This window comes from Longimicrobium sp. (assembly GCF_035474595.1).
Lineage (GTDB): Bacteria > Gemmatimonadota > Gemmatimonadetes > Longimicrobiales > Longimicrobiaceae > Longimicrobium.
The window spans coordinates 1-25992 of sequence record NZ_DATIND010000085.1 but is presented as its reverse complement, the minus strand read 5'-3'; the positions used below and the strand labels follow the sequence as shown (position 1 = coordinate 25992).

Genomic DNA, 25992 nt, shown 5'->3' with positions numbered 1-25992 from the left:
GTCGCCTTGAATTTGCGGGTGCGGGGGGGCTATCGTCCAGTCCATCGCCCCCCGCTCCGCGATACGACAGGGGGGCAACGCCCGTGCCGAGGTCAGAGTGAAGGAACTGAGGGCCCTGCTCCCGTACCTGCGCCGCTACCGCGTCCGCATCTTCTGGGGGATCGTGGCCGTCGTGGTCGCCAACGCGACCGCGGTCGGCAGCCTGGAGTACATCCGCATCGCCGTCGACTCGCTGGGGAAGCCGGGGGTCACGCGCGGCGACATCTTCCGCTACGCGCTCTTCCTCGTCCTCCTTGCCCTGGCGTCCGGCGTCGCGCGCTACTGGATGCGCGAGATCCTGAACGGCGTCTCGCGGCTCGTGGAGAATGACCTGCGCGACGACTTCTTCGCGCACCTGCTGCGGCTGGACGCGTCGTTCTACGCCACGCACCCCACGGGCGAGATCATCTCCCGCGCCACCAACGACATCCCCGCCGTGCGGATGGTGGCGGGCCCCGCGTACATGTACCTGGCCGACACCTTCGTGCTGGGAATCTTCGCGCTCTGGCGGATGGCGCTGGTGGACGGGTGGATGACCTTCGCCTCGCTCGTCCCCCTCCTCCTCCTCCCGCCCGTGACCATCGGCTTCGGGCGGGTGATCCACGACCGCTTCGAGAAGATCCAGGAGCAGTTCGGCGTCCTCTCCACCATGGCGCAGGAGAACCTGGCCGGGCAGCGCATCGTGAAGGCGTACGGCCAGGAGGCCGACCAGTCGCGCCGCTTCGCCCTGCTCAGCAAGCTGCTGATGGACCGCAACGTGGGGCTGGCCAGGACGTCGGGCCTCTTCTACCCGCTGCTCACCATGATCGCCGGCGCGTCGCTGGCCATCGCGCTGTGGATCGGCGGGCGCGACATCGTGGCGGGGCGCATCACCAACGGCGACCTGGTCCTCTTCCTCACCTACCTGGGGAGATTGACCTGGCCGATGATCGCCCTCGGCTGGGTGGTGAACCTCTTCCAGCGCGGCGCCGCGTCGATGGGGCGGGTGTCGCGCGTGCTGGAGGCCCAACCGCGCATCACCGAGCCGGGTGACGCGCGGGCGCCCGCGGTCGTCAGGGGCGAGATCGAGTTCAGGCGCGTCTCCTTCCGCTACCCCGGCACCGAGCGCTGGGTGCTGCGCGACGTGGACCTGCGCATCCGCGCGGGCGACACCGTGGCCATCGTGGGCCCCACGGGGAGCGGGAAGTCCACGCTCGCCGCCCTTCTGGTCCGGCTGTACGATCCCACGGAGGGCGAGGTGCGCGTGGACGGGGTCCCGCTGACCGGGTGGGACCTGGCGTCGCTGCGCCGGGCGATCGCGATGGTGCCGCAGGATACCTTCCTGTTCTCGGCGTCGATCGAGCAGAACCTGGCGCTGGGGTTCGACGAGCCCGACCCCGCGGCGCGGCTGGCGCGCGTGCGGGCGGCGGCGCGGGTGGCGCGGCTGCACGAGGCGGTGGAGGAGTTTCCCGCCGGCTACGGAACGCTGCTGGGCGAGCGGGGGATCAACCTGTCGGGCGGGCAGAAGCAGCGCGCCGCCCTGGCCCGCGCGGTGGCGCGGGACGCGAGGATCCTGGTCCTCGACGACGCCCTGAGCGCGGTGGACACGCACACCGAGCACGAGATCCTGGAGCAGATGCGGAGCGTCCTAGCCGGTCGCACCAGCGTGATCGTGAGCCACCGGGTGACCGCGGTGATGCACGCCGACCAGATCCTGGTGCTGGACGGCGGCCGCATCGCCGAGCAGGGGACGCACGACGAGCTGCTGAGGCGCGGCGGCACCTACGCCATGCTGCAGCGCCGCCAGCTGCTGGCCGACGAGGTGGCGGGGGACGACGTGCTTGCAGCCGCCGGAGACCGGGTCTAAATTGTTCGATTCATCAGTTCCCGCATCAGCCGCAGGCATGACCGACCTTCGACTTCAGATCCACGGCGGCCACGAAGCCGAGGCCCGGCTCCGCGAGGTGCTGGCCCGCGAAGGCTTCCGCATCGTGGAGCCGCCAAAGCCGGAGACCGGCGCGCACTCCGTGCTGGTGGTGGAGCCCGACGGCCACCCGCAGGGCCCGCACGCCCCGCTGGGCCGCGGCGAGACGGCGCGGAAGATCGAGGAGCTGGAGCGCACCGTGCTGGAGCTGCGCAACCTCGACGTGGCCAAGAGCCAGTTCCTGACCAACGTCTCGCACGAGCTGCGCACCCCGCTCACGGCCATCGTCACCTACGGCGAGATCCTGCGCGACGGGATGCTGGGCGAGATCACGCCGCGCCAGCGCGAGGCCATCGAGAGCATGATCGGCTCGTGCCGGCAGCTCCTGGCCATGATCGAGGAGATCCTCACCTACGCCCGCACCAACGCGCAGGCCATCTCCATCCAGCCCTCCTCCTTTCCCGTGGAAGAGGTGGTGCGGACGGTGTTCGACATGAACGCCTCGCTGGTGGAGCGGAAGGGGCTGGAGTTCGAGACCGCGCTGACCCCGGGGCTGCCGCGGGTGTATGCCGACCGCGACAAGGTGGCGCACGTGCTGGGGAACCTGATCGGCAACGCCATCGACTTCACGCCCGACGGCGGGCGCGTGCGGGTGGTGGCCCGGCGCGCGGCGCACGACCCGCGCTGGATCGAGGTGGGGGTGGAGGACACGGGAATCGGGATCGACGCCGCGCACCACGACCTGATCTTCCAGGAGTTCGCGCAGGTGGACGCCAGCCGCGCCCGCATCCACCACGGCACCGGGCTGGGGCTGGCCATCGCGCGGCAGTTCGTGCGGCTGCACGGCGGCCGCATCTGGGTGGAGAGCGAGCTGGGCGAGGGAAGCCGCTTCTACTTCACCCTCCCCAGCGTGGAGGTGAACGAGGAGGCGTCGGCGCGGTCCGCGGTCGCGGAGGGCGCGGCGGCGTGACGGAGACGGCGCGGCATCTCATCCTGGTGGTGGAAGACAGCGACGCCATCCGCATGGCCTTCACCATCCTGCTGGAAGAAAGCGGCTACGACGTGGCCGCCGCCCCCAACGGCGCCGAGGCGGTGCGCCTGGCCGCCGAGCGCGCGCCGGACCTGGTCCTCCTGGACCTGGGCCTCCCCGACATCCCCGGCGTGGAGGTGGCGCGCCGCATCAAGTCCGACCCCGAGACGCGCTCCATCCCCGTGGTGGCCCTCACCGGCCGCGACGACGACTCGGACCGCGAGGCGCTGCGCGCCGCCGGCTGCGCCGCCTACCTGGTGAAGCCGGTCGACACGCAGGCGCTCATCCGCTCGCTCCCCGGCTACATCGAAGGCGCCGCCGCGGTCGCGGAGAGCTGAACGAGGCAGGTTGATCGGGCGAGGGCGGGAAGGAAAATGCGACTGAAGTCGCGGCTACAACGGCACATAGTCCGCCTTCGCGGACTTCCGGTGCGGCCCAGTTGATGTGCGGCTCCGAACCTCTAGAGCAGAGCACAAAAACGAAGAAGCCCCGCGTCCACACGGCCGCGGGGCTTCGCACGTTGTTGAAGTCCGCGAAGGCGGACTGCGTGATGTTGTAGCCGCGAGTTCACTCGCATTTTCCCACGCCTAATACCAAAAATCCGGCGGAAGAATCAGCGCACCTCACCAGATCACGTGCTGCGGAGATGATAGATCCTTCGGCCTGCAATCTCTTGTGTAAACACTGGTTACAGTGTGGTCGGCCTCAGGATGACGTCGGGTTGATACGGCGAGGATGCACGAACTAAATTCCCGGATTCGGTATAAACCCTCGCATCTCCGCACCACCGATCCCCCCGCTGGCGCACATGAGCCCGCGGCGCCGATCTACATCCCGCTCGGGAAGGTTTCGGGGACCTCGTGGTCGGGGACGGGCTGCATGTGCAGCGGGTGCAGGGCGTGGCTGTGGTCGATGTACAGCATGGCGTCGTAGCGGTACGGGAGCACCGTGGGCACGTAGTTGCCGAACGCCTCGCGCTCGGAGCGGTAGACCACGCCGATGGCGCGGTGGCCGCGGCGGTCCAGCGCGCCGGGGACCTCGTCGAAGCCCTCCAGCAGCAGGAGCTTGTCTTCCGCGGATGCCCGGTGGAGGACGTCTTCCCAGCTATCCGGCCGCGCCTCGGGAACGGGGATGCTGTGCATGGGCGCGCCCCAATGCTCGCCCGCGATCACGCTGCCTGCGTAGCTGCTGAACCCGGCGATCACCACGTCGCCGCCGTACGCCTCGCGCGCGAGCTGGCCGATGTTCACCATCCCCGCGCGGGCCATGTCGGTGGCGCGCGCGTCGCCCACGTGCGTGTTGTGCTCCCAGACGATCGCCTTCGCATCCGGGCCGTGGTGGCGCATCAGGCGGTCCAGCGTCTCCATCATGTGCGTGTCGCGCACATTCCAGCTCGCCGCGCCGCCGCGGATCATCGCTCGGTAGTAGCGCTCGGCGTTCTGCGCCACCAGCGCGTTCTGCTCGGCGTTGAAGTACGCCTCGGGCCCCTCGCGGCGGAAGTCCGGCCCCTTGCGCCGCAGCTCCGCCAGCGCGGCAACGACCTCTTCCTCGCAGTCGGTGGGCACCATCTCGGTGGCCCACGCGTACTCCTGCACGTCTTCCTCGTACGGGTCGAAGCAGCCGTACGCCCGCCGCGCGCGCTCGGCCAGCGCGGGGTCCACGCGCTCCAGGTAGCGGGTGACCACGTCGATCGACTCCCACAGCGAGTACACGTCCAGCCCGTAGAACCCCACCTTCCGCTCGTCCACGCGGCCGCGGTTGAACTCGCGCAGCCACTCGGCGAGCGCCACGACCTCCTCGTTCGCCCACATCCACGTGGGCCAGCGGGAGAAGGCGTGCAGCACCTCGCGCGCGTCGTTGCCGGGATCGTCCCAGCCTTTCGCGTAGAGGTTGACCGTGTAGCAGTCCGGCCAGTCGCCTTCGACGGCGATGAAGTCGAAGCCTTTCTCGGCGATCAGCCGACGGGAGATGCGGTCGCGCCAGGTGTAGAACTCGCGGGTGCCGTGGCTAGCCTCGCCCAGCAGCACCACGCGCGCGTCGCCGATGCGCTCCAGCAGCGGGTCCAGGTCGCCCTCGTCCCGCAGCGGCAGCGCGCGCTCCCGCACCGCATCGACCAGCGCTTCGTCCGCCATCTCCATCCCCCCGATTCCCGTTCCGCCCCGTCCGCGGCTCCGCGTGAGACATCCCCCTCGGATCGCGCCCTGCGAATCCGCAGGTTCTACGCCGAACGGAGATCATCGGAGCTTCGGATCAGGAGGATCGGGAGATGGTCAGCCGGCGATGCTCATCCTCCCCCCGCCGCTCCCGAACGGCCCTGACGGGCAATCTCCGTTCGCTTCTCGTGGAGATGGATCGAATCCCGATTCATCGCGGCTGATTCCAGATCCCGCGCCACTGCGGGTGAAATGAGCATCCTGCGGTATGGAAACCGATGCATCCGCCAAAAACATCCTTTCCCGACGCATTGACGTAAGTTGTTTGTTTGCATAACTTTGCAGTCCAACATCGCGCTACCGACAAGCGTGATCGCAATCTCATTCGCCCACCCGGTGAGACCAATGAAGAAGTGGATGGCCCTGCTGGGCCTTGCCGTTTTCGCCGCCGGCTGCTCGGACGTCACGGAGCAGCCCATGGCGCCCTCCAGCGACAAGCCGCGCGCCTCGGCCTGGGGCGTGGACAACGACGGCGACAACATCGACGACGGCATCGAGGCGGACCTCGCGGCCACCTGGGCGCCCGTGCTGTACATGCCCAACCTGATCACCCGCGACCAGGCCGGCGCCGGCGTGCAGGGCGACTGGACGTGGCCGGCGAACGTGGAGTGGTACCTGGCCAGCACGCAGATGCGCTTCCACCACGACAACTGCCCGGACCACCAGATCCTGAACCTGGGCACCATCAACACCTCGAACCTGATCACGCAGGTCCACCAGCGCGCCACCTCGTGGCTGGGGTGCAGCCATTCGGGCACCACGTACGGCTCCGGCGCGGCGAACGGGTACGACAACGGGTACAACGCCGAGAACCACTTCTTCCTCCAGGCCGTGTACGATGACGTCACGCATCCCGGCGTGCGCGACCCGGCCGGGTGGAAGGTGTACACGCACGTCTATCGCAACAACCTGGGCGGATACAGCATCCAGTACTGGTTCTTCTACGCCTACAACGACTACTTCGGCGGGTTCAACCACGAGTCGGACTGGGAGCACATCACGGTGCAGCTGAACGGCGCCCAGCAGCTCGCCAGCGTGATCTACGGGGCGCACCACACTCCGAAGACGGTGCCCGCCAACCAGGTGACCCTGTACGGCGTCACGCACCCGCAGGTATGGGTGGCCGACGGCTCGCATGCCAGCTACGCCAGCTTCTACGAGTGCAACACCACGTTTGCCGAGGGATACAACGAGAGCTGCTGGAACAACCTGGACCAGCGCTGGTTCACCTGGAGCGGCGGCAAGGGCTACGACGCCGGCCTTCAGGGCGGCGGCCTGGTGAACGTGGGCGAGATGCCGCAGGCGGGCACCAGCCGGCGCCCCATGCCCGGGCAGGAGTGGCTGAAGTTCTCGGGCCACTGGGGCGAGGAGGGCAACATCGACGACACCAGCGGCCAGCCGGGACCGGGCCAGCACGCCGGCGACTGGCTCGTCGACGCCGGCACCGGGTGCGGCGAGGCGTCGTGCACGCCGGTGACGGCCGCCTACATCAGCCACTACACCGGCGCCGACTGCACGGGCACGGAGAGCTACTACACGGCGTACTTCGGCTCCGACGGCGTGCGGCGCTCCTGGGACGGCAAGGGCCTGGCGGGCACCACGCTGCGCACGGTGACCAACCGGTCGTACCGGGACAGCAGCGGCGCGTGCAACAACGCGTGGCCGGGCGGAAATACCCTGTCGAACTTCGTGACGATCTATCGCTGAACCGCAGGGGACAGGGGATAGGGGACAGGGAGATGCGAAGCGGGGGTGGGCGTCCATGTGGGCGCCCACCCCCGCTTGTTGGTTCATCGCGGATTCAGTTACCGCGTTTCCGGGAGCGGAAGCGCAAGCTCAGTTGGGCGCCGGATTGAGCTGCACGTCGCCGCAGGAGAACGGGATCTCGTCGAGGCGGTAGTGGTCCATCTGGATCCAGGCCTCCTGGCCGGGTGCCCAGAACCCGGTAAAGACGAAATAGAGGCCGTTCTGCGCGGGACGGTATTGGACGCTGAGCTCGGTATAATTCGGAAGACGCCCGAACGGGATCTCACGGACGGGATGCTGTGCCGCATCGCGGAACCCGAAGTATCCGTTGCGTACGTTGCCCGAGGTACGCACCTGAGCGTGCAGCGTGTAGGTCACGCCCGCCCTGAGGCTGACCGGTTGGCGGATCGCATTCCACCCCGTGGTGCTGCGGGCAAATGCACTGGTGCTCTCGCCGAAGTCGATTCCCGCGCTGCCCTCGGGATACCAGGGCCTTCGCAGGGCCTGCGTGTGCTGCCCCTCGAAATCCGCATCCTGCAGCAACAGGGACACGCATTGCGCGAGCGTGGAGGACGCGGTGACGAGCGAGAGCCCTGCCGCGAGCGCCGTCACCAGCGTTCGGTGGGGTATCGGCTTCATGAATTGGCGCACGGTGATCTCCCGCGAGATGCGAAGCGGTGGGGTCGCGTGGCTGCGCTGCCGGGCGGCGGCGGCCGAAACGGTGGGCACTGCAGCAGTAGCAGAAACCAGACCCGAACACAGGTGCTGCGCATCAAGCTATAAATGCGGCAGGGTCAAGAGGTTGCACACAGCGGGGGCCTTGCGGGGCCGTGGGGGAATGCGGACCTGGGACATGGATGGGCAACATCTGCGGGGCACTGCATCCCAGCTGTCGGCGGCGGTGGAACGGCAGACCCCGGGGCGGGCGGGAGGGTCTCGGTGCGCACAGCACTCCGCTACGAGACGCGAAGCCGGTCGACTTCGTAACGACGCTCGGTCCAGATCAGTCTCGCATGCGCCGGGTGCCGTGCTCAGCCGTCCAGCCGCACGATCACGCCCTCGTCGCCGCGCAGGTCGATGCGGCCGCGCATGGGGATGGAGGTGCGGGAGACGTCCGTCGACAGCGCGACCTCGCCATCTCCGTCGAACGGGAGGGAGGCGGGGGATGGGGCGAGGTTCAGGGCGACGAGGAAGCGCGACCCCCCGTGCTCGCGCACGTACGCCAGCACGTCGCCCTCCGCGTCCACCGGCGCGTACGAGCCGACGGAGAGCGCGGGCTCGGCGCGGCGCAGGGCGATGAGGCGCTGGTGCAGCGCGAGCAGCGATTCCGGATCGCAGCGCTGCGTCTCCACGTTGCGCTCGCGGTAGTCCGCGGCGACGGGGAGCCACGGCTCGACGGTGGAGAATCCCGCGTGCGGGGCGGCGCTCCACTGCATCGGCGTGCGCTCGGGGTCGCGGCCCAGCCCCATCCCCGGAACGTTCTTCTCGAACGGGTCGTGCACGCGGTCCGGCGGGATCGGCACGTCCTCCATCCCGATCTCGTCGCCATAGTAGATCGTCGGCGTGCCGCGTAGCGTCAGCAGCAGCATCGCCGCGACTCGCGCCTGCGCGGCTCCCACGCGGGTCACGATGCGGTGGCGGTCGTGGTTGCCCAGCACCCAGTTGGGCCACGCGCCCGGCGGCAGCAGCGATTCGTATCTCCGCACCGCCGCGTCGATCTGCCGCGCGAGCCAGGGAAGCTCGATCAGCTGGAAGTTATAGGGGAAGTGGCATCCGGCGCCGCCCGCGCCGTAGTACGCCATCACCCGCTCCGGCGCGTTGTAGATCTCGCCGATCAGCACGCGGTCATCGCCGAACTCCTCCGTCACCTTCCGCATCCGGGCGATCACGTCGTGCACCTCGGGGCGGTCGCCGGACCAGTGGCGCAGCAGCGAGCGGAAGGGATCGTCGCCGGGGCGGAAGTCCGGATTCGGCGGGTTGTCGCGGAAGCGGTCGTCCTTGATGACGTTCTGCACCGCGTCCACCCGCAGCCCGTCCACGCCGCGCGCCAGCCAGAAGCGCATCACCTCCAGCATCTCCGCCTCGACCGCGGGGTTGCGCCAGTTCAGGTCCGGCTGCTCGCGGAGGTAGGTGTGCAGGTAGTACTGGCCGGTGGGGGGATCCAGCGTCCACGCGCTCCCGCCGAAGGTGCTCAGCCAGTTGTTGGGCGGTCCGCCGTCCGGCGCCGGGTCGCGCCACACGTACCAGCCGCGCCGCGGGTTCTCGCGCGAGGAGCGGGACTCCGCGAACCAGGGGTGGAGATCGGAGGTGTGGTTGGGGATGAAGTCCAGGATCACGCGCAGCCCCCGCGCGTGCGCCGCCTCCAGCAGCCGGTCGAAGTCGTCCAGCGTGCCGAAGATGGGATCGACGGCGCGATGGTCGGTCACGTCGTACCCGAAGTCGCGCATCGGCGAGGGATAGAAGGGCGAGATCCACACCGCGTCCACGCCCAGGCGGCGCAGGTGGTCCAGCTTCGCCGCGATCCCCGGCAGGTCGCCCACGCCGTCGCCGCTGGTGTCGAAGAACGAGCGCGGGTACACCTGGTACATCACCCCGCGCTGCCACCAGCGGAACCCGTCCCCGCTCTCGCTCCCTTCGATCGTCATCTACAGGCTCCTGAACCGATTGGGTCTCACGCGGAGCCGCGGAGACGCAGAGAACTCATCGCACACGGCGCTTCCTCTGCGTCCTCCGCGACCTCCGCGTAAGACATTTCTTTGGGGGATGCCGGATCACCCGAATCCTTTTTCCGCGAGCGCCCGTAGATGCATCGCCCGATCCGTCTCACCCGCACCCCGAGCAACGACGATGGCCGATCCACCGCCCTGGTTCTTCCTGGCGCTTTTCCCCGTGCTCGCCGCGAGCGCGGGGATCGTGATCCGCAGCATCGGCACCGCGGTGGCGCGGGTGCGCGGGCCCCGGCAGCCGGCCCAGCTCGCGCCGCCGCCGCCCCCGGCCGCCGTGCCGACCGCGGAGGTGCTGCGCCTGCAGGCGGAGGTGGACGAGCTGCGGACGCAGGTGGAGCGCCTGCGCGCCGCGGAGTCGTTCTACGCGCAGCTGCAGGCGCCCTCCGCGCAGGCCGCGCCGCCCCGCGCCTGACGCCGGGCTCCCCGGACGGGCACCGGGCACGTTATGTTGTCCGTTCCACCCGGCGTTCCGGATCGGCGGCATCCATCGGGCACGGCAGCGCCGGGCCCGCGACCGGAGCAACCTCTTCCTGCACCCGATCTTGTTCGGCGGAATCGACTTCGTCTTCATCGCCATCGGCATCTCCATCGTGGCCCGCGCGGTCAACGGCCGGCGGCGCTATCGCGACCTTCCCCCTCCGCAGCAGGTGATGCTGGAGGACCCGCGCGTGCCGCAGCTGCAGGCCGAGCTGGACGAGCTGCGCAGCCACGTGGAGCGCATGCACGCGACCGAGAGCTTCTACGCGCAGCTGAACGCTCCCGCGCCGCAATCGGCGGCCGCACAGCCGCCGGCCGCGGCCCCGCCCGCTCAAGCGACCGCGGCGGAGCCTCCGGCGCCAACTCCGAAGGCGCCGCAGGGGAGCTGATGGCCCCGAATGGAATTCGGGGGCAACAACGGCACGAAGTCCCTGCGGGACTGCCATCCGGCATCGCGGCGGCTTCGGCGGCGCCTGCGCGGCCGCGAAGAGCCAGCCAGCAACGCAGAAGCCTCGCCGACCGCGCGAGGCTTCTGCCGTTTCGTACTTCCGTACTCCCCGTACTTTCGTACTTCCGTTCAGCTTTCCCGCGCCGGCCGGATGCTCACCGGGCGGCCCTTGATCGTGGCGTTGCTCATCGCGCGCAGCACCTGGTCGGCGAACTCGTTCGCGACTTCCACGATGGTGAACTGGTCGGCGATCTCGATGGCGCCGATCCCCTCGCCGGGGATGCGGGCCTCGCCGGCGATGGCGCCCACGATGTCGCCCGGGCGGATGCCGCGGCGGCGCCCCACGCTGATGAACAGCCGCGTCATCCCGCCCCGCCCGCCGCCGTCCGGCCGCCGCCCGCGCGGCGGTCCGCCGCCGTCGAAGCGGTCCTGCCGCCCGCGCGGGCCGCGCCCCTCGTCGCGCGCGCCGCGCTCGCGGTCGCGCGGGGGGCGGCGCTCGTCCCACTGCGGGATCTCCACCTCGTTCTCCGGCTCCTCGCCGCGCGTGGCGTCGGCCGCCAGCTTGGTGGCCGCCGCGGCAATGTCGAGCGGGTCGAACTGCTCGGAGAGCGGCAGGATCACCGCCTCGCGGTAGGCCTCGTAATCGTCCTCGCCCTCCAGCGTCTCCACCAGCGCGGCGCGCATCAGCTCCAGCCGCCGCGCGCGCAGGTCGGCCACGGTGGGAACGCGCGCCCGCTCGATGGGCTGCCGCACCTCGCGCTCGATGCCGCGCAGCAGGAACTGCTCGCGCGGCTGGGCCAGGGTGATGGCCGTGCCCTCGCGCCCCGCGCGCCCCGTGCGCCCGATGCGGTGCACGTACACCTCGGGCGTCTGCGGGATGTCGTAGTTGATCACGTGGCTCACGTGCTCCACGTCCAGCCCGCGCGCCGCCACGTCGGTGGCAATCAGCAGGTCGGCGGTGCCGTCGCGGAACTTCTTCATCACCCGGTCGCGCTGCGCCTGGTTCAGCCCGCCGTGCAGCGCCTCGGGGCGGTAGCCGCGCACCTGCAGCGCCTCGGTCAGCTCGTCCACCTCGTTGCGCGTGCGGCAGAAGAGGATGGCCGACGTCGGAGCTTCGAGGTCCAGGATGCGCGTCAGCGCCTCGAGCTTGTAGGGGCGGGGGACGACGTAGGCCACCTGGCGGACCAGCGGCGTCTCCAGCTTCTCCTGGCGGACGGTCACGCGCACCGGCTCGCGCATGTGCCGGTCGGCCAGCTCCTGGATGCGCGGCGGGAAGGTGGCCGAGAAGAGCGCCGTCTGCCGCTCCGGCGGGGTTTCCTCGAGGATGGTGTCGATGTCCTCGATGAACCCCATGTCCAGCATCTCGTCGGCCTCGTCGAGCACCACGTTGCAGACGCGGGACAGGTCCAGCGAGCGCCGGCGGATGTGGTCCAGGATGCGCCCCGGCGTGCCCACCACGATGTGCACGCCGCGCCGCAGCTCGCGCAGCTGCCGGTCGATGGCCTGCCCGCCGTAGACCGCGAGCACGCGGATCCCCCGGCGCGAGCCGTAGCGGTGCGTGGCCTCGGCCACCTGCACCGCCAGCTCGCGGGTGGGGGCCAGGATCAGCGCCTGCACCCCGCCCTCGGGGTCGATGCGCTGAACCAGGGGAAGGGCGAAGGCCGCCGTCTTCCCCGTTCCCGTGGCCGCCCGGCCGATCACGTCGCGGCCTTCCAGGAGAAGGGGGATGGCCTGCACCTGGATGGGCGTGGGCTCCTCGTACCCCAGCGCGTCCAGCGCGGCCAGCAGCTCGGGGGCCAGCCCCAGGTCACCGAACCCGGCCGCCTGCGCGGTCTCCTCTTCCGCCACCCCGGCGATTTCCGTCTCGTCCGACACGTTCCCGTCTCCGGCTGAAATGCTGTATGTAGATGCTGGATCTTGCCCAGTGTCATCGCCCGGCGCGCCGGGGGGACGACAATGTCGCCGCCCGCGCCGGGCGGGACAACAGGGGGATTCGCTCCGGGGCGGGGAGGGCGAATGAATTCGCGGCAACAACGGCCCGAAGTCCGCCTTCGCGGACTCGCCCGGCGGCATCGCGGCGCTTCGGCGGGGATCGCCGCCACCCGGCCGTCCCTGTCCCCTGTAACCTGTCCCCTGTAACCTGTCCCCTAGAAGCCGTGCAGCCCCACGTCCGGCTCGCGCGCGTAGGCGCGGAAGGCCTCCACCGGGTCGCTGTGCGCCTCCAGCTTGCCGCGCATGCGGCGGAAGGAGAGGCGCAGCATCCGCTCGCGCAGCACGTCGTCGGGCGCGGTGGCCGGGAGGAGCCAGGTGGGATAGTACTTGTCGCTCGAGGGCTGCTCGGCCGCGTTCACCACGCCCTCGGGCGGGGGCGCCACGCCCAGGCCGGAGCGCACCAGCTCGTGCGCCAGCGCCGGGTCCAGCCCCTCCTCGCGCGCGATGTCGTACATCATCTCCGCCAGCTCCGGCGACATCCCCTCGGCCTGCGCCTCCTCGACCACGTCCATCCGCCGCCGCGCAACGGTGGCCGCGTCGAGCTCGGCGTCTTCCGCGGCCAGAAGCCCCTCGGCGCTGCCGAACCAGGTGTCGTCCGCGCGCCGGCGCCGCCGCCGCTCGCGGAATGCCTCCAGCGCGTGCTGCGCCCGCTCTTCGCGCTCCGCCATCTCCTGTTCGTTCCCGGTCGCGTCCACGTCCACCCGCCTCCCTTGGCTCGTCTCGCCACGGGACGCTCGTTCCGCCCCGCTACACGTCACCCCTGCGGCGCGAGCAAGCGCCGGACCACTCGGCGCCAACCGTCCCGCCGCGCCCCGGCATCGACATCCCGGGTCCATCCCGGCGACTGGTTTCACCCGGAAGACGGGGGGACGAGGGTGCGGCGCCGCTCGCGTGTCATCCCTCATGGAAACGTGCCGCGCGAGGTGCCGTTCCGGAGACGCGCCGGGGGGAACGCCGCGCGCGCCGATCGGCGCTTGGAGGGGCGTTTTCGCTGGGAAACACGGTTCCGCGCAGGGCACGATCCGTGCGTTCCCCGGGGGTTCCACCCGGCGGCGCACCCGTGCCGCCGGGCACGGGAGCCGTTCGTCCGCCCGCACCGGAGAGCACGCCAGGTGGAAGCAGCCGAAGCGCGGCCGCGCCGTCCGGGCGCATGGCCGTGGATCGCCGGGTTGATCGTGCTGGCGCTGCTGCTGTGGGGGCTCACCCGCCTGCTGGACGACGGCGCCCCGGTGGCGGCCGAGCCGGTGGCCCCGCCGCCCGCGCCGGCGCAGCGACGGTAGGTCCGGGAATAAAGTCGGTAGATTCGAAGGAAACGGGGCTCGGCCGGGCAGACGCAAGGCGTCAGGCCGCATCGGCCACGTCAGAAGCCCCCGCGGATAGACGTTGTGACGAGCAGGTGCGGACGGACGCCCGCTCCCTGCCCCGGCCCGCCCCGCGCGGACCCTACTTTCCATGGACGTCCAAACCACACGCCGGCTGGGGTGGAAGGAGCACCGATGGTCCCCATCGTCCGCAGGTCCGCGCTGTTGGCCGCCGCGGTGGCCGCAGTGGCCGCGCTCGCGGCGCCGCAGGCCCAGGCCCAGTACTTCGGGCAGAACAAGGTCCAGTACCGGACCTTCGACTTCCGCATCCTGCGGACCCCGCACTTCGACATCTACTTCTACCCCGAGGAGGAGGCGGCCGCGCGCGACGCCAGCCGGATGGCCGAGCGGTGGTACGCCCGCTACTCGCGCATCCTGGACCACGAGTTCGAGGCGCGCCAGCCGGTGATCCTGTACGCCAGCTCGCCCGAGTTCCAGCAGACCTCGGCGCTGCAGGGCGAGATCGGCGAGGGCACCGGCGGCGTGACCGAGGTCTTCAAGCAGCGCGTGATCCTTCCCTTCGCCGGGCCGTACGCGGAGACCGACCACGTGCTGGGGCACGAGCTGGTGCACGCCTTCCAGTACGACATCACCGGGCTGGGGCGCGCCGGCGGCGGGCTGGAGGCGGCGGCCGCGCGCTTCAACGCGCCGCTCTGGTTCATCGAGGGAATGGCCGAGTACCTCTCCATCGGCCCCGTGGACCCCAACACGGCCATGTGGCTGCGCGACGCCGCGCTGACCAACAACCTGCCCACGCAGGGGCAGCTGAACTACGACCCGCGCTTCTTCCCCTACCGCTGGGGGCAGGCGCTGTGGGCGTACATCGGCGGGCGCTGGGGCGACGCGGCGATCGGGCAGATCCTGAAGCAGGTGGGCCAGGGGGTGCCGTACGAGGACGCGTTCACGCGCATCCTGAACTCGGACCTTGACCAGATCATCAAGGACTGGCACGACTCCATCCGCCGCACCTACCTGCCGCTGCTGACCCAGCAGCGCGAGGCGCGCGAGACGGCCACGCCGCTGGTGGTGAGCCGCGACCGGCGCGGCGGCTACAACGTGTCGCCCTCGGTATCGCCCGACGGGCGCCAGTTCGCCTTCCTCAGCACGCTGAACCTGCTGGACATCGAGCTGTACCTGGGCGACGCGGAGACGGGGCGGGTGGTGCGCCGGCTGGTGCACGGCACGGCGCTGGACCCGCACTTCGGCTCCTTGCGCTTCATCAACTCGGCGGGCGCGTGGTCGCCCGACCAGCGGCGCTTCGCCTTCTCGGCGCTGCGCAAGGCCCACGACGTGGTGGTGCTGCTCGACATCCAGTCGGCGCGTATCACCCGCGAGTACGAGATCCCGGGGGTGGGCGAGATCAGCAATCCCACCTTCACGGCCGACGGGAACACGGTGGTGGTCTCGGGGCTGAAGGGTGGGATCAGCGACCTGTACGCGGTAGACCTGAACACCGGGCAGACGCGGCAGCTGACCAACGACAAGGCCGCGCAGATGCAGCCCGCGTTCAGCCCCGACGGCCGCACGCTGGCGTACGTGACCGACGCGGGCACCGACGTGACCGCGCTGACCTACGGCAACTACCGGCTGGCGGTGATGGACTGGGCCAGCGGGCAGACGCGCGTGCTGGCGGGGACCGAGGCGGGAAAGAACATCAACCCGCAGTGGGCGCGCGACGGGTCGGGGCTGTACTTCATCAGCGACCGTACCGGCATCGCCAACGTGTACCGCACCGACCTGAACGGCGGCTCGCTCACGCAGGTGACCAAGCTGTTCACGGGGGTCAGCGGCATCACCAACCTGAGCCCGGCCATCTCGTCGGCCACGCGCGCCGACCGGCTGGTGTTCACGGTGTACGAGCACAACTCGTACAACATCTACACCATCGCCAACCCCGCGCAGCTGGCGGGCACGGCGCCCGAGACGCCGCAGCTGGCCGCCAACGGCGAGCCGCTGCCGTCGCTGCTGCCGCCCAGCCCGCGCCCGGTGGAGCCGGCGTACAACCGGGTGTACGCGCTGATCCACGACCCGGTGTTCGGCCGTCCCGAGCCCGAGGCGCCGGCCACCTACGCGGTGGCGCCGTACCGCCCGCGGCTGTCGCTGGACTACCTGGGGCAGCCCACGGTGGGCGCGGCCGCGTCCAGCGGGCCGTACGCGCGCGGCGGGGTGTACGGCGGGGTGGGCGGCATCTTCAGCGACGTGCTGGGCTACCACACCATCTACGGCACCATCCAGGCGCAGGGGCAGCTGGACGAGATCGGCGGCAACGTGGTGTACCTGAACCAGAAGCACCGCTGGAACTGGGGCGCCAGCGTGCAGCGGCTGCCGTACATCGCCGGCGGCGTGCAGCAGGGCTTCGACGACGCGGGGAACCTGCACGATCAGCTGGTGGTCTACCGCTACTTCGACAACAGCGCCTACGGGATCGTGCAGTACCCGTTCTCGCGGGTGCAGCGGGTGGAGCTGGCGGGCGGGGTGCGGCGGATCACGCAGGACCTGCAGATCCGCGACTACACCTACGACCCCAGCGGCTCGGTGGTGATCGACTACCAGGAGAGCAAGCAGAGCCTGGGGTCGTGGAACCTGGCCGAGGGCACGGCGGCGCTGGTGTACGACAACGCGCTGAACGGCTACACCAGCCCCATGGTGGGGCAGCGCTACCGCTTCGAGTTCGCGCCCACCATCGGCGACCTGCACTACAACTCGGTGACGGCCGACTACCGGCGCTACTTCCTGGCGCGGCCGGTGACGCTGGCCGTGCGGGCGCTGCACTTCGGGCGCTACGGGCGCGACGAGGCCGTCCCCAGCGCGGTGTTCCTGGGCTATCCCTCGCTGCTGCGCGGCTACGGCTACGGGAGCGTGCAGAACGACTGCCTGGCCGAGCTCGAGAGCTCGGGAACGGGGCCAGACTGCGACGTGTTCCAGGCGCTGTTCGGCAGCCGCATGGCGGTGGGGAACGTGGAGCTGCGCCTGCCGCTGATCCGCAACCCGGTGCGCGGCTCGGTGCAGGTGCCGCCGGTGGAGGTGTTCACCTTCCTGGACGCCGGCGCCGCGTGGGGCAAGCTGCAGGCGAGCGACGGCAGCATCGTCACCACGCACCTGAACTTCGAGCGCGGCCTGGGCACCGACCTTTCGCAGCGCGGGTTCCTGACCAGCGGCGGCGTGGGCGCGCGAATGAACCTGTTCGGCTACATCATCGTGGAAGCCGACTACGTGAACGCCTTCGACCGGCCGACCCACTGGCACTGGCAGTTCAGCTTCCAGCCGGGCTTCTAACACCAAAGTGCGGGAGTGCGGAAGTGCGGGAGTGCGAAAGCGCTCCCGCACTTCTGCTTTGGGGGGATGGGGATCGACAAACCGCGGGAACGCTCGGTGGGCGTCGCTCCTGCGCTCGCGCCGCCCTCTCCCCGCGTTTTAGAGCGCTCGCCCTCTCCCGTACCGGGCGAGGGGGCTGTCCAGCACGGGCGCACCCTGCAGCCTCTGCTCACGCAAAAGCTTCCCCGTGCCGGGGATGCCTGATGGCTACCTCTCCCGGTACGGGAGAGGTGGACGGCCTCGGCCGGCCGGAGAGGGCGCGATGCGGCGGCAACGCGCGGACGCCGGTCCCACGCCACCCCGACGCACTTCCGCACTTCCGCACTTCCGTTGTTCGCACTTTCGCACTTTCGCACTCTCGCACTATTATCCCGCCCATGCCCTCCGAGTCCGCCGTCACCGAAAGCAAGGAAGCCCGCCGCCGCGCGATCCTGGACAGCGCGGTGCGGGTGTTCGCCGAGCATGGCTTCTTCGCCGCACGGATCCGCGACATCGCAGCGGGGGCGGGGGTGGCCGAGGGCACCATCTACCTGTACTTCGATGGCAAGGACGACCTGCTGCTGACCGCCTTCCGCGACAAGGTGGCCGAGTTCGTGGGCTCGGTGCGTGACGTGATGCCGTCGCACGCGCCGTTCGAGGAGCGGCTGGCGCGCTTCATCGGGCTGCAGTTCGAGAACATCCAGGCCGAACCGGCGCTGGCCACCGTGCTGCTGCTGGAAAGCCGCCAGAGCAGCAAGTTCTACGGCGGCGCCGTGCGCGACGTGCTGCGCACCTACGCGCAGGCCATCGACGAGCTGCTGGCCTCGGGCGTCTCCGAGGGCGCGGTCCGCGACGGCGTCGACATCCCCCTCGCCCGGCGGATGCTGATCGGGCTGCTGGAGGAGATCGAGCTGGAGTGGCTCCTGGGCGACCGCACGCGCCCGCTCCCCCCGCTCGCACCCAAGGTCGCGGCGACGTTCTACCGGGGGCTGGAGCCGTAGAAGAAGTGCGGAAGTGCGTGAGTGCGGAAGTGCGTGAGTGCGGAAGTGCGTCAAGATCGCGCGTCCCTGGAGGTTTCTCCGGGGACGCGCTTCCTATTCGCACTCACGCACTTCCGCACTTCCGCACTTCCGATCGGGCGACGTGCTTCACCGCCGGTTCCGCGTCCGCAGCGGCCTGGGCGGCGACGCGGCTGCGGCGGCGACCGTAGGCGAAGTAGACCACCATCCCCATCGCCAGCCAGATGAAGAGGCGCGCCCAGGTCGCGGCCGGAAGCGACGCCATCTGCGCCACGCACGCGACGATGGCCAGCGCGGGAACCCACGGCATCCCCGGCGTGCGGAAGGGGCGCTCCAGCTCGGGGCGCGTGCGGCGCAGCATCACCACCCCCGCGCTCACCAGCACGAACGCCAGCAGCGTCCCGATGCTCACCAGCTGCGAGAGCACGGAGATGGGAAGGAGCCCGGCGGCGACCGCGACCACCGAGCCGGTGATGGCGGTGCTCACGTGCGGCGTGCGCCAGCGCGGGTGCACGCGCCCGAACGCGGCGGGAAGGAGCCCGTCGCGGCTCATGGTGAAGAAGATCCGCGTCTGCCCCAGCAGCGTCACCAGCATGGTGCTGAACAGGCCGAAGAGCGCGCTGATCTTGATCACCGGGCTCAGCCACGTGAGCCCCGTCGCGTCGATCCCCACCGCCAGCGGATCCGGCACGTTCAGCCGCGAGTAGGGGACGATGCCGATCAGCACCGTGGCCACCAGGATGTAGATGACGGTGCAGATGGCGAGCGAGGCCAGGATGCCGAACGGCAGGTCGCGCTGGGGATTCTTCGCCTCCTGCGCCGCCGTCGACACCGCGTCGAAGCCCACGTAGGCGAAGAACATCACCGCCGCGCCGCGCATCACCCCGCTCCACCCGAACGCGCCGAAGTCGCCGGTGTTGGGGGGGATGAACGGCGTCAGGTGCTCGCGCCGGACGTACGCCGCGCCGGCGGCGACGAAGACGAGGAGGACGGCCACCTTCACCACCACCAGCACCGTGTTGGTGTTCGCCGACTCGCGGATGCCGATGGCCAGCAGCGCGGACACCAGCAGGACGATGCACGCTGCGGGGAGGTTGAAGACCCCGTGCGCCGTCCCGCCGCCGGGGAGCGCGACCATCACCTCCGGCGCCGCCGTCAGCCGCGCGGGAAGGCGGATCCCCAGGTCGCCCAGGAAGCTGACGAAGTACCCCGACCATCCCACGGCGACGGTGGAGGCCGACAGCGCGTACTCCAGCATCAGGTCCCACCCGATGATCCAGGCGAAGATCTCGCCCGCCGTGGCGTAGGCGTAGGTGTACGCGCTCCCCGCCACGGGAATCATGGACGCCAGCTCCGCGTAGCACAGCCCCGCCAGCGCGCAGGCGAGCGCCGCGATGACCATGCTGACCACCAGCGCCGGCCCGGCGTTCTGCGACGCGGCGGTGCCGGTGAGCACGAATATCCCGGTGCCGATCACCGAGCCGATGCCGAGCGTGGTCAGGTTCACCGGCCCCAGCGACCGCCGCAGCGTGCCGCGCCCGGCCTCGGCCTGCAGATCGAACACGCTCTTCCGTGACAGCAACCCCATCCGCCGCCTCCGCGCGCGAGGAACGTCCGTCCCGGCCCGGATGCGGCCCGGGGAATCATCTCCCGGAACGCTACCGGTCCCGCGCGCGGCGGCGGCTTTGCTTTCGTACGAAGGTTGTAAGGAAGTGGCGAGGGAACGGAGAGCGGCGGAGAACGGCGGAGAGCGGCGGCGGGAAAGCGGATGCGACTGAAGTGGCGGACGCGCGCTCACCCGCATTTGCGGGATCGTCTCATCCTGGCCGATGTCCTCCGTGCGGGACGAGCTTTGGGCGGATTCCTCGACGAGGAGGCGGTCCAAATCTGGTCCACCTGGGCCAAATCTGGCCCGGTTGTGCCGAATCTGGCCCACGTCTGAGTGGGCCGCGTCACTGCGCGATGCGGTAGCCGGCTTTCCAGACGGTTACGATGTGGCGGGGGTCGGCGGGGTCGTCCTCGAGCTTGCGGCGGAGCTGGGCCACGTGCATGTCGACGGTGCGGGTCATCACGGCGGCGCGGTGGCCCCACACCTCGGCCAGCAGCTCCAGCCGCCCGGCCACGCCGCCCTTGCGCCGCACCAGCGCCATCAGCAGGTCGAACTCCTTGGGCGTGAGCGCCACCTCGCTGCCGCGGCGGCGCACGGCGCGCGAGGCGGGGCTCACCTCGATGTCGCCGATGGTCACCAGCGCCGGGGCGGGCGCGGCCTCGGCGGGCGCCGGGCGGGCGCGGCGCAGGAGGGCGGTGACGCGCGCGATCAGCTCCAGCAGCCCGAACGGCTTGGTCACGTAGTCGTCCGCGCCCAGGCGGAAGCCCGTCACCTTGTCGCTCTCGGCGCCGCGCGCGGTCAGGATCAGCACGGGCACGTCGCGGCCCTCCTCGCGCAGCGCCTTCAGCACGCGGTAGCCGTCCATCTCCGGGAGCATCAGGTCCAGGATGACGAGGTCGGGATTCGTCTCCCGCGCCGCGCGCAGCCCCTCGGCCCCGTCGCGGGCGACCGCGACCTGGTGGCCCTCCAGCTCCAGGCTGGCGGTGAGGCCGTAGGCGAGGTTGGCGTTGTCCTCCACGACCAGGATGCGGCTCATCGCGCGGCTCCCGCGACGTGGGCGGCGGCGGGCTCGGGCGCCGGGCCGGCGTGCATCGCGTACGGGAACTCCACCCAGAAGCGCGCGCCGCCGCCGGGCGCCTCGCCCACGCCCGCGCGGCCGCCGTGCAGCTCCACCAGGTCCTTCACCACCGCCAGCCCGATCCCGCTGCCGCCCGTCGCGCCCTCGGCATCGCGCGCGAGGCGGCGGTACGGCTCCCACACGCGCGTCCGCTCCTCCCACGGCACACCGGGGCCGCGGTCGTCCACGGCGATGCGCAGCGCCAGCCCGCGCAGCTCGGCGCGGACGCGCACCGTCTGCCCCGGCGGGCCGTACTTCACCGCGTTGTCCAGCAGGTTCAGCAGCACCTGCCGCAGCGCGTCGGGGTCGATGCGGGCCACCACGCCCTCGTCCGCCTCCACCGCGAACTCCGCCTCGCGGGTGCGGGCGAGCGGCGCGAAGGAATCGACGATCTCGCGGATGAGCGGCGCGGTTTCGACCGGATTAGGCTGCACACGCCCGGCGCCGCGCTGGGCGCGGGAGAAGTGGAGGATGTTCTCCACCAGCCACGAGAGGCGACGCGACTCCTCGGCGATGATGCGGACGGAGCGCGCGCGCTGCTCGGCGCCGGTCATGCGGCCGGAGTCCAGCAGGTCGGAGAAGAGGCGGATCTGCGCCAGCGGCGTGCGCAGCTCGTGCGAAACGCCCGAGACGAAGTCGTCGCGCAGCTGCACCAGCTCCTGCTGCCGGCGCAGCTGCACGATGGCCACGCAGACCAGCGCCATCGTCAGCCCGAACACCGCCAGCAGCAGCGGCAGCCGCGAGTGCGGCCCCTGCGCGGGCGCGCCCACCACCGCGTCCGCGCGCACGGAAACGCGCGAGACGAGGCCGGCGAAGAGCCCGTCCAGCGGCTGCGCCACGTCGCCGCGCGCCAGCGGCTCGGGGGGATACGCGCCGATCTTGGCGTCCACCCACACGCCGTCGCGCGCCGCGCCGGAGGGGGGCGGCGACTGCCAGACGAAGGCGCCGTCCGCGGTCGACAGCGCGGCGGCAACGGCATCGCGCTGGCCGCCGGCGCGCACGGCGCCGGGGAGGAGCCCGCCCGCGCGATACGCAGCGTCGAACGCCGCGGACGCGAGGCGCCGGGGATCGAGCACGAGCCCCGACATCCCCCTCCGTCCCGCATCTCCCCGGTCACGGTAGATGAAGAGATGGCGCGCGCGGCCGATCGTCACCGCCTCGATGCGGATGCTGTCGGAGGATGACGAGACGGCCATCGCCGCGCCCCGCGCCCGCAGCCACGCGGCGATGGCGGGATCCGGCGCGGCGACACCCATCTCCCCGCCGTCCGGCGAGACGCGGAGCGCGCCCTGGACGGCGTCCGTGCACCGGCACCAGGCCAGCGCCCGCGATGCATCGGACGCCAGCGCGGAGGCGGTGGGCGCGCCGGCGAGCGCGTCCGCGAGGGAGGCGGAGAGGCGGGCACGGAGGACGTCGTCAGCGCGGCGCTCCAGCTCCCAGGTGGCGAACGAGGCGTAGCCGCGCAGCGCCCGCTCGGTGGAGCGCGCCTCGGAGCGGGCGGCGTCGGCGGCCTGGTACGCCAGCACCGCCGAGAGCCCCAGCAGCATCAGCAGCAGCGCGACCGGAACGGCCGAGCCGGGTGCCAGGTGCGGGGAGCGTCGCGGGAGGGTCATCGGGGTGCCGGTCGCGAGGGGTGTGCGGAACCGTCTCGATCTATCGTACCCACGAACGGGGCGGGCGGACCAGACGCCGATGTAATGCTTTCGTAAAAAGCGCGAGAGGCGGCCGGTGCCGCCCCTCGCGTCTCCGTCCATCCCGCGCGGTCAGCAGGGGAAGGTGGGCACGCACGAATGCGGCTCGCACTTCGTGGGATCGAACGTCTTCACGGCGCCGTGGAGCAGCGCGTCCTGCTTCTTCTGATCGACATCGAACGTGTCCACGCTCAGCTCCTCGATGTTCATCTTCAGCTTGTCCATCGTTCGCCTCCGTTGCGCGGGTTCCGAGCGAGCCGCCCGTGGCACCGAACGGGCGGCATCCAATCGTATTCGCTCCCACATTCCGCCGCAACTTCCGCGTAAAGCGATCACGAGGGTCCTTCGATTCCCTCTGCCCCAGTCACTCGCAAGCATCGAAAGCCCCCCGATGACGTCATCCTGAGGCCGGTCACACCGTAATCAGTGTCTGCACGGTCCGTTGCAGGCCGAAGGATCTATGGCATGTCGCCGCACGTGCACGGAGGCAACGCGCTGTCGTTCGGCGCGTTTCCGTAGCGGACGTGCGGCGTCTGTTATAGATCCTTCGGCCTGCAACCATCTGCGAACACGCGCCTACGGTGTGGGCGGCCTCAGGATGACGTCTTGGGGGCGCGCATGATGCTGCCGCCAGGGCCCTGCGCGGCCATTGGATGGCTCGGCGGGCGCGTGTTGAGGATGGGGCGCATCGCGGCGGTGGAGGGCGCGAAGAGCGAGAGCTGGTCGGGGCTGGCGAAGAGGGCGGCGAAGTCGTCCGGCGCCAGGGCGCGCGCGAGGCGCGACGCGAAGTTGTCGCGCAGCACGCGGGCGTAGTGGTCCGCGTCGTAGTCGCGCGGATCGTGCGCGGCGGGATCGTCGTCGGACGAAGCGACGACGGCGCCCGCGCCCGACTGGGTGCGGTAGACGCGGAGGCGCTCGCCGGCGCGCCAGTGCGTGCGCCCGCTCGCGAGCACGGCCTCGTACGCGAACTCGCGGCGGGTGTCGCGCGTCTCGGCATAGCGCGCGGGCGGCTTGGTCAGCCGCACGCGCGAGGAGACGTCGAACGTGGGCAGCTCGCGGCGGCGGAGCGCGTCCAGCGTCGCGAGATACGTGTCGCGGACGCCGCCCAGGTCGCCCGCGAAGAGATGCGGGAGCGCGCGGCGAAGGAACGCCTCGCCGAACGGCTCCGCGCGGCTGGAGCGGAAGGCCACGCCGCGGAGCACCAGGGTGCCGTCGTAATGCAGCAGCGCGTAGTTCTTGGGCTCGTGCGACAGCATCGCCGCGTAGCGCCCCTCGAATTCCAGCTGCACCAGCGGCGGCAGCAGCGCGGCGACCTCGGCCACCACGCGGCGCTCGTCATCTTCCGCCCACCCCTCCGGCACGGCGAAGTACACGCCGTCGGTGTCGGCCTCCAGCAGCGTCACCCCGCGCGCGGCCAGCTCGCGGCACATCAGCGACAGCGTCTCGCGGCCGCGGCGCGTGACCTCGTTGGCGGCGTGCACGTCGGCGAAGCGCGTAAGCTCGCCGCCGGCCGCGAGATAGCCGTACGCGGAGTTGACCACGAGCTTCATCGCGGCCGACGTGGCCTCGTGCGTGTGGCGCTCGGCGGAGCCGGCGGGCGCCGCCTTCGCGGCGGACTTCGCGGCCAGGCGCTGCTCCACCAGCCGGTCCACCAGCGCCAGCAGCGCGCCCAGGTGGTCGCGCGCCGGGCCGATGCGGAAGGCGCGCATGAGCGACGGGTACAGGCTGGCGACGTCGGCCTTCACCACGCGCTGCGCCACGCCGGTGGCGAAGAGGTGGAGTGCCGCGCCGGTGTGCGTGGTCCCGTCCTGCGGCTGGTGCGCGGGGAGCGCGGCGCCGGCGCGCAGGTACGCCCGCACCAGCAGCGGGTCGATGACGCCCGTCGCCGGGCCCGCGTCCGCCAGGCGCTCGTAGCGCCGCGGCGCCATCCGGGCGAGCGCGAACGCCGCGCCGCCCAAGAGCCGCGCGAGCGCCGCCACCTCTTCCACGTCGTCGGTCGCGTACCGCCGCACGCGCTCCGGGTCGCGGCGCCAGGTGGTGTGGATCAGGTGCCCGGGCACGTACTCGCGGTCCGGCGCGGCCACGCCGAGATGGCGCGCGACCGCCTTCAGCCCGTGCCCGGGCAGCTCGCGCGCGGAGAAGTCGTAGCGGATCACCGCGTCCAGCGTGTCGATCAGCTCGCGGCCGGGGGCGACGAAGCGCACGCGCCGGTCCGAATCCCCGCCCTGCACCGTCGTCCCTCGCCGCGCCGCGCGCTCGCGCAACCCCAGCTTCCCCAGGCGGCCGAGCGCGAGCGGCACCCGCAGCGTCCGCGCGCGCTGCGCCAGGAACGGGAGGTCGAAGCCGTGCAGGTTGTGGTTCTCGATAACGTCGGGATCGGCCGCCCGCACCGTCTCCACCAGCTGGCGGATCAGCGCGGCCTCGCCCGCGTCGCCCGGCGCGTCGATCTCCAGCACCTCGGTGGCGCCGGACGGGTGCCGCACGGCGACCATGAAGATGCGGTCGCGGCGCGCGTCCAGTCCCGTCGTTTCCAGGTCGAACTGCAGGCGGCGGAGATGGTCGAAGGGGAGGTCGCGGAAGTACGTCCGCCCGGTGGCGACGAGGTACTGCTCCTCGGGCGGCAGCGAGAGCACCGCGTGGGCGCCCAGCTCGCGCAGATGCCCCACGCGGCGCCCGAGGCGATGCGACGCGCCGTGCAACACCGCATCCGCCAGCCGCCGCCCGTCCGGCGCGGAGACCAGGAACCGCAGCGCGCCCGGCCCGTCCAGCTCGCGGTAGCCGAACTCCGCGTCCCCGTCTCCCTCCGGCCCGAGCCCCGGGCCCAGGTGGCGCAGGTCGTCCAGCCGGTCGAGCAGGATCCACGGGCGGAAGCGCTCCTCCTCGCGCACCAGCTCACCCGTCTCCAAGATCCGCCGCCACACCGTCGCGCGGCCGTCCGGCTCCGCCCACACGGACACGATCCCCGGCGTCGTATCCCACCCCCAGAGCCACTCGTCACCGCGCGCGACGGCATCCACCCCCGGCGCATTCGCGATGGGGACAGTCGGCGGGTCGAGGACGGGCGAGGTGAGGCTGGGGTCAGGCATCGAGATCGATCAGCGAGGCGACGTAAAGCAATCAGTCGAGAACCGGGATTCGTCCGGAAGACAAGAACGAGGGGGGGATGCGCTTGGCATCCTCCCCCTCTGATACCATTTCCTTAAGCTGATTGTGCAGAATAGATGTTCCGCAGGTACTCGTAGCCGGTGATGGAGGCGAGAGTTTCGTTGGAGTAGTTGCGAAGGATCGTGGCCACACGCTCCTTCAGCGCGGCGAGGTCGGCGGGCA

General features: G+C 71.1%; 19 protein-coding genes. 9 read left to right on the top strand and 10 right to left on the bottom strand.

Annotation, left to right across the window (positions count from 1 at the left end; genetic code table 11):
• Positions 1-97: 97 nt before the first annotated feature.
• From VLK66_RS15495 to VLK66_RS15485, 3 genes are read left to right on the top strand one after another with little or no spacing between them, the layout of a single operon-like run.
• Entirely contained in the window at positions 98-1885 is a 1788-nt protein-coding gene (locus tag VLK66_RS15495) for an ABC transporter ATP-binding protein (RefSeq protein WP_325310351.1), read from the top strand.
• Between the two features lie 37 nt (positions 1886-1922).
• On the top strand, positions 1923-2912 hold the full coding sequence (locus VLK66_RS15490; RefSeq protein ID WP_325310350.1) for a HAMP domain-containing sensor histidine kinase: 990 nt from the start codon (positions 1923-1925) through the stop codon (positions 2910-2912).
• Complete coding sequence (locus VLK66_RS15485) at positions 2909-3310, top strand: response regulator (protein ID WP_325310349.1); 402 nt, start codon at positions 2909-2911, stop codon at positions 3308-3310. Before VLK66_RS15490 ends, VLK66_RS15485 begins: the two co-directional genes overlap by 4 nt.
• A gap of 489 nt (positions 3311-3799) precedes the next feature.
• Here the strand turns inward: VLK66_RS15485 and VLK66_RS15480 are convergent, their stop codons facing one another.
• Positions 3800-5104 carry an erythromycin esterase family protein gene (locus VLK66_RS15480; RefSeq protein WP_325310348.1) on the bottom strand — a complete coding sequence of 435 codons (1305 nt, stop codon included), beginning with the start codon at positions 5102-5104 and terminating at the stop codon, positions 3800-3802.
• A 426-nt stretch (positions 5105-5530) separates the two neighbouring features.
• On the opposite strand from VLK66_RS15480, the gene VLK66_RS15475 reads away from it, so the two are divergent.
• A complete protein-coding gene (locus tag VLK66_RS15475) occupies positions 5531-6892 on the top strand; it encodes a hypothetical protein (RefSeq protein WP_325310347.1) in 1362 nt (453 codons plus the stop codon).
• Between the two features lie 129 nt (positions 6893-7021).
• Here VLK66_RS15475 and VLK66_RS15470 read toward each other — a convergent pair whose 3' ends face one another.
• Together VLK66_RS15470 and VLK66_RS15465 are read right to left on the bottom strand one after the other, a co-directional pair.
• A complete protein-coding gene (locus tag VLK66_RS15470; RefSeq protein ID WP_325310346.1) occupies positions 7022-7660 on the bottom strand; it encodes a hypothetical protein in 639 nt (212 codons plus the stop codon).
• Positions 7661-7962: 302 nt separating this feature from the next.
• Positions 7963-9576 (bottom strand): alpha-amylase family glycosyl hydrolase, encoded by a 1614-nt coding sequence (locus tag VLK66_RS15465; RefSeq protein ID WP_325310345.1) that lies wholly within the window; start codon positions 9574-9576, stop codon positions 7963-7965.
• Between the two features lie 202 nt (positions 9577-9778).
• Between VLK66_RS15465 and VLK66_RS15460 the strand changes: the two genes are divergently transcribed.
• Together VLK66_RS15460 and VLK66_RS15455 are read left to right on the top strand one after the other, a co-directional pair.
• Positions 9779-10069: a hypothetical protein gene (locus VLK66_RS15460; protein WP_325310344.1), complete on the top strand. Its 291-nt coding sequence runs from the start codon at positions 9779-9781 to the stop codon at positions 10067-10069.
• 130 nt (positions 10070-10199) lie between these two features.
• Positions 10200-10523: a hypothetical protein gene (locus tag VLK66_RS15455; RefSeq protein WP_325310343.1), complete on the top strand. Its 324-nt coding sequence runs from the start codon at positions 10200-10202 to the stop codon at positions 10521-10523.
• A gap of 188 nt (positions 10524-10711) precedes the next feature.
• On the opposite strand, the gene VLK66_RS15450 is transcribed toward VLK66_RS15455, so the two are convergent.
• Complete coding sequence (locus VLK66_RS15450; protein ID WP_325310342.1) at positions 10712-12457, bottom strand: DEAD/DEAH box helicase; 1746 nt, start codon at positions 12455-12457, stop codon at positions 10712-10714.
• A gap of 272 nt (positions 12458-12729) precedes the next feature.
• A complete protein-coding gene (locus VLK66_RS15445; RefSeq protein WP_325310341.1) occupies positions 12730-13242 on the bottom strand; it encodes a hypothetical protein in 513 nt (170 codons plus the stop codon).
• 444 nt (positions 13243-13686) lie between these two features.
• On the opposite strand from VLK66_RS15445, the gene VLK66_RS15440 reads away from it, so the two are divergent.
• The 3 genes from VLK66_RS15440 to VLK66_RS15430 all read left to right on the top strand — a co-directional run bounded on the left by VLK66_RS15440 (position 13687) and on the right by VLK66_RS15430 (position 18230).
• The gene (locus VLK66_RS15440; RefSeq protein ID WP_325310340.1) at positions 13687-13854 is read left to right on the top strand and encodes a hypothetical protein; all 168 of its coding nucleotides are present in this window, start codon (positions 13687-13689) and stop codon (positions 13852-13854) included.
• 216 nt (positions 13855-14070) lie between these two features.
• Positions 14071-17211, top strand: a complete 3141-nt coding sequence (locus VLK66_RS15435) for a BamA/TamA family outer membrane protein (RefSeq protein WP_325310339.1) — start codon at positions 14071-14073, stop codon at positions 17209-17211.
• 416 nt (positions 17212-17627) lie between these two features.
• Entirely contained in the window at positions 17628-18230 is a 603-nt protein-coding gene (locus tag VLK66_RS15430; protein ID WP_325310338.1) for a TetR/AcrR family transcriptional regulator, read from the top strand.
• 103 nt (positions 18231-18333) lie between these two features.
• On the opposite strand, the gene VLK66_RS15425 is transcribed toward VLK66_RS15430, so the two are convergent.
• The 5 genes from VLK66_RS15425 to VLK66_RS15405 form a co-directional block, all read right to left on the bottom strand.
• Positions 18334-19836 carry an amino acid permease gene (locus VLK66_RS15425; protein WP_349260509.1) on the bottom strand — a complete coding sequence of 501 codons (1503 nt, stop codon included), beginning with the start codon at positions 19834-19836 and terminating at the stop codon, positions 18334-18336.
• A gap of 364 nt (positions 19837-20200) precedes the next feature.
• Positions 20201-20893 carry a response regulator transcription factor gene (locus VLK66_RS15420; protein WP_325310336.1) on the bottom strand — a complete coding sequence of 231 codons (693 nt, stop codon included), beginning with the start codon at positions 20891-20893 and terminating at the stop codon, positions 20201-20203.
• Complete coding sequence (locus tag VLK66_RS15415) at positions 20890-22587, bottom strand: HAMP domain-containing sensor histidine kinase (protein WP_325310335.1); 1698 nt, start codon at positions 22585-22587, stop codon at positions 20890-20892. Before VLK66_RS15415 ends, VLK66_RS15420 begins: the two co-directional genes overlap by 4 nt.
• 150 nt (positions 22588-22737) lie before the next feature.
• Complete coding sequence (locus VLK66_RS15410) at positions 22738-22890, bottom strand: hypothetical protein (protein ID WP_325310334.1); 153 nt, start codon at positions 22888-22890, stop codon at positions 22738-22740.
• A gap of 368 nt (positions 22891-23258) precedes the next feature.
• Positions 23259-25751, bottom strand: coding sequence for a 3'-5' exonuclease (locus VLK66_RS15405; protein WP_325310333.1), 2493 nt, complete (start codon positions 25749-25751; stop codon positions 23259-23261).
• Positions 25752-25992 lie beyond the last annotated feature (241 nt).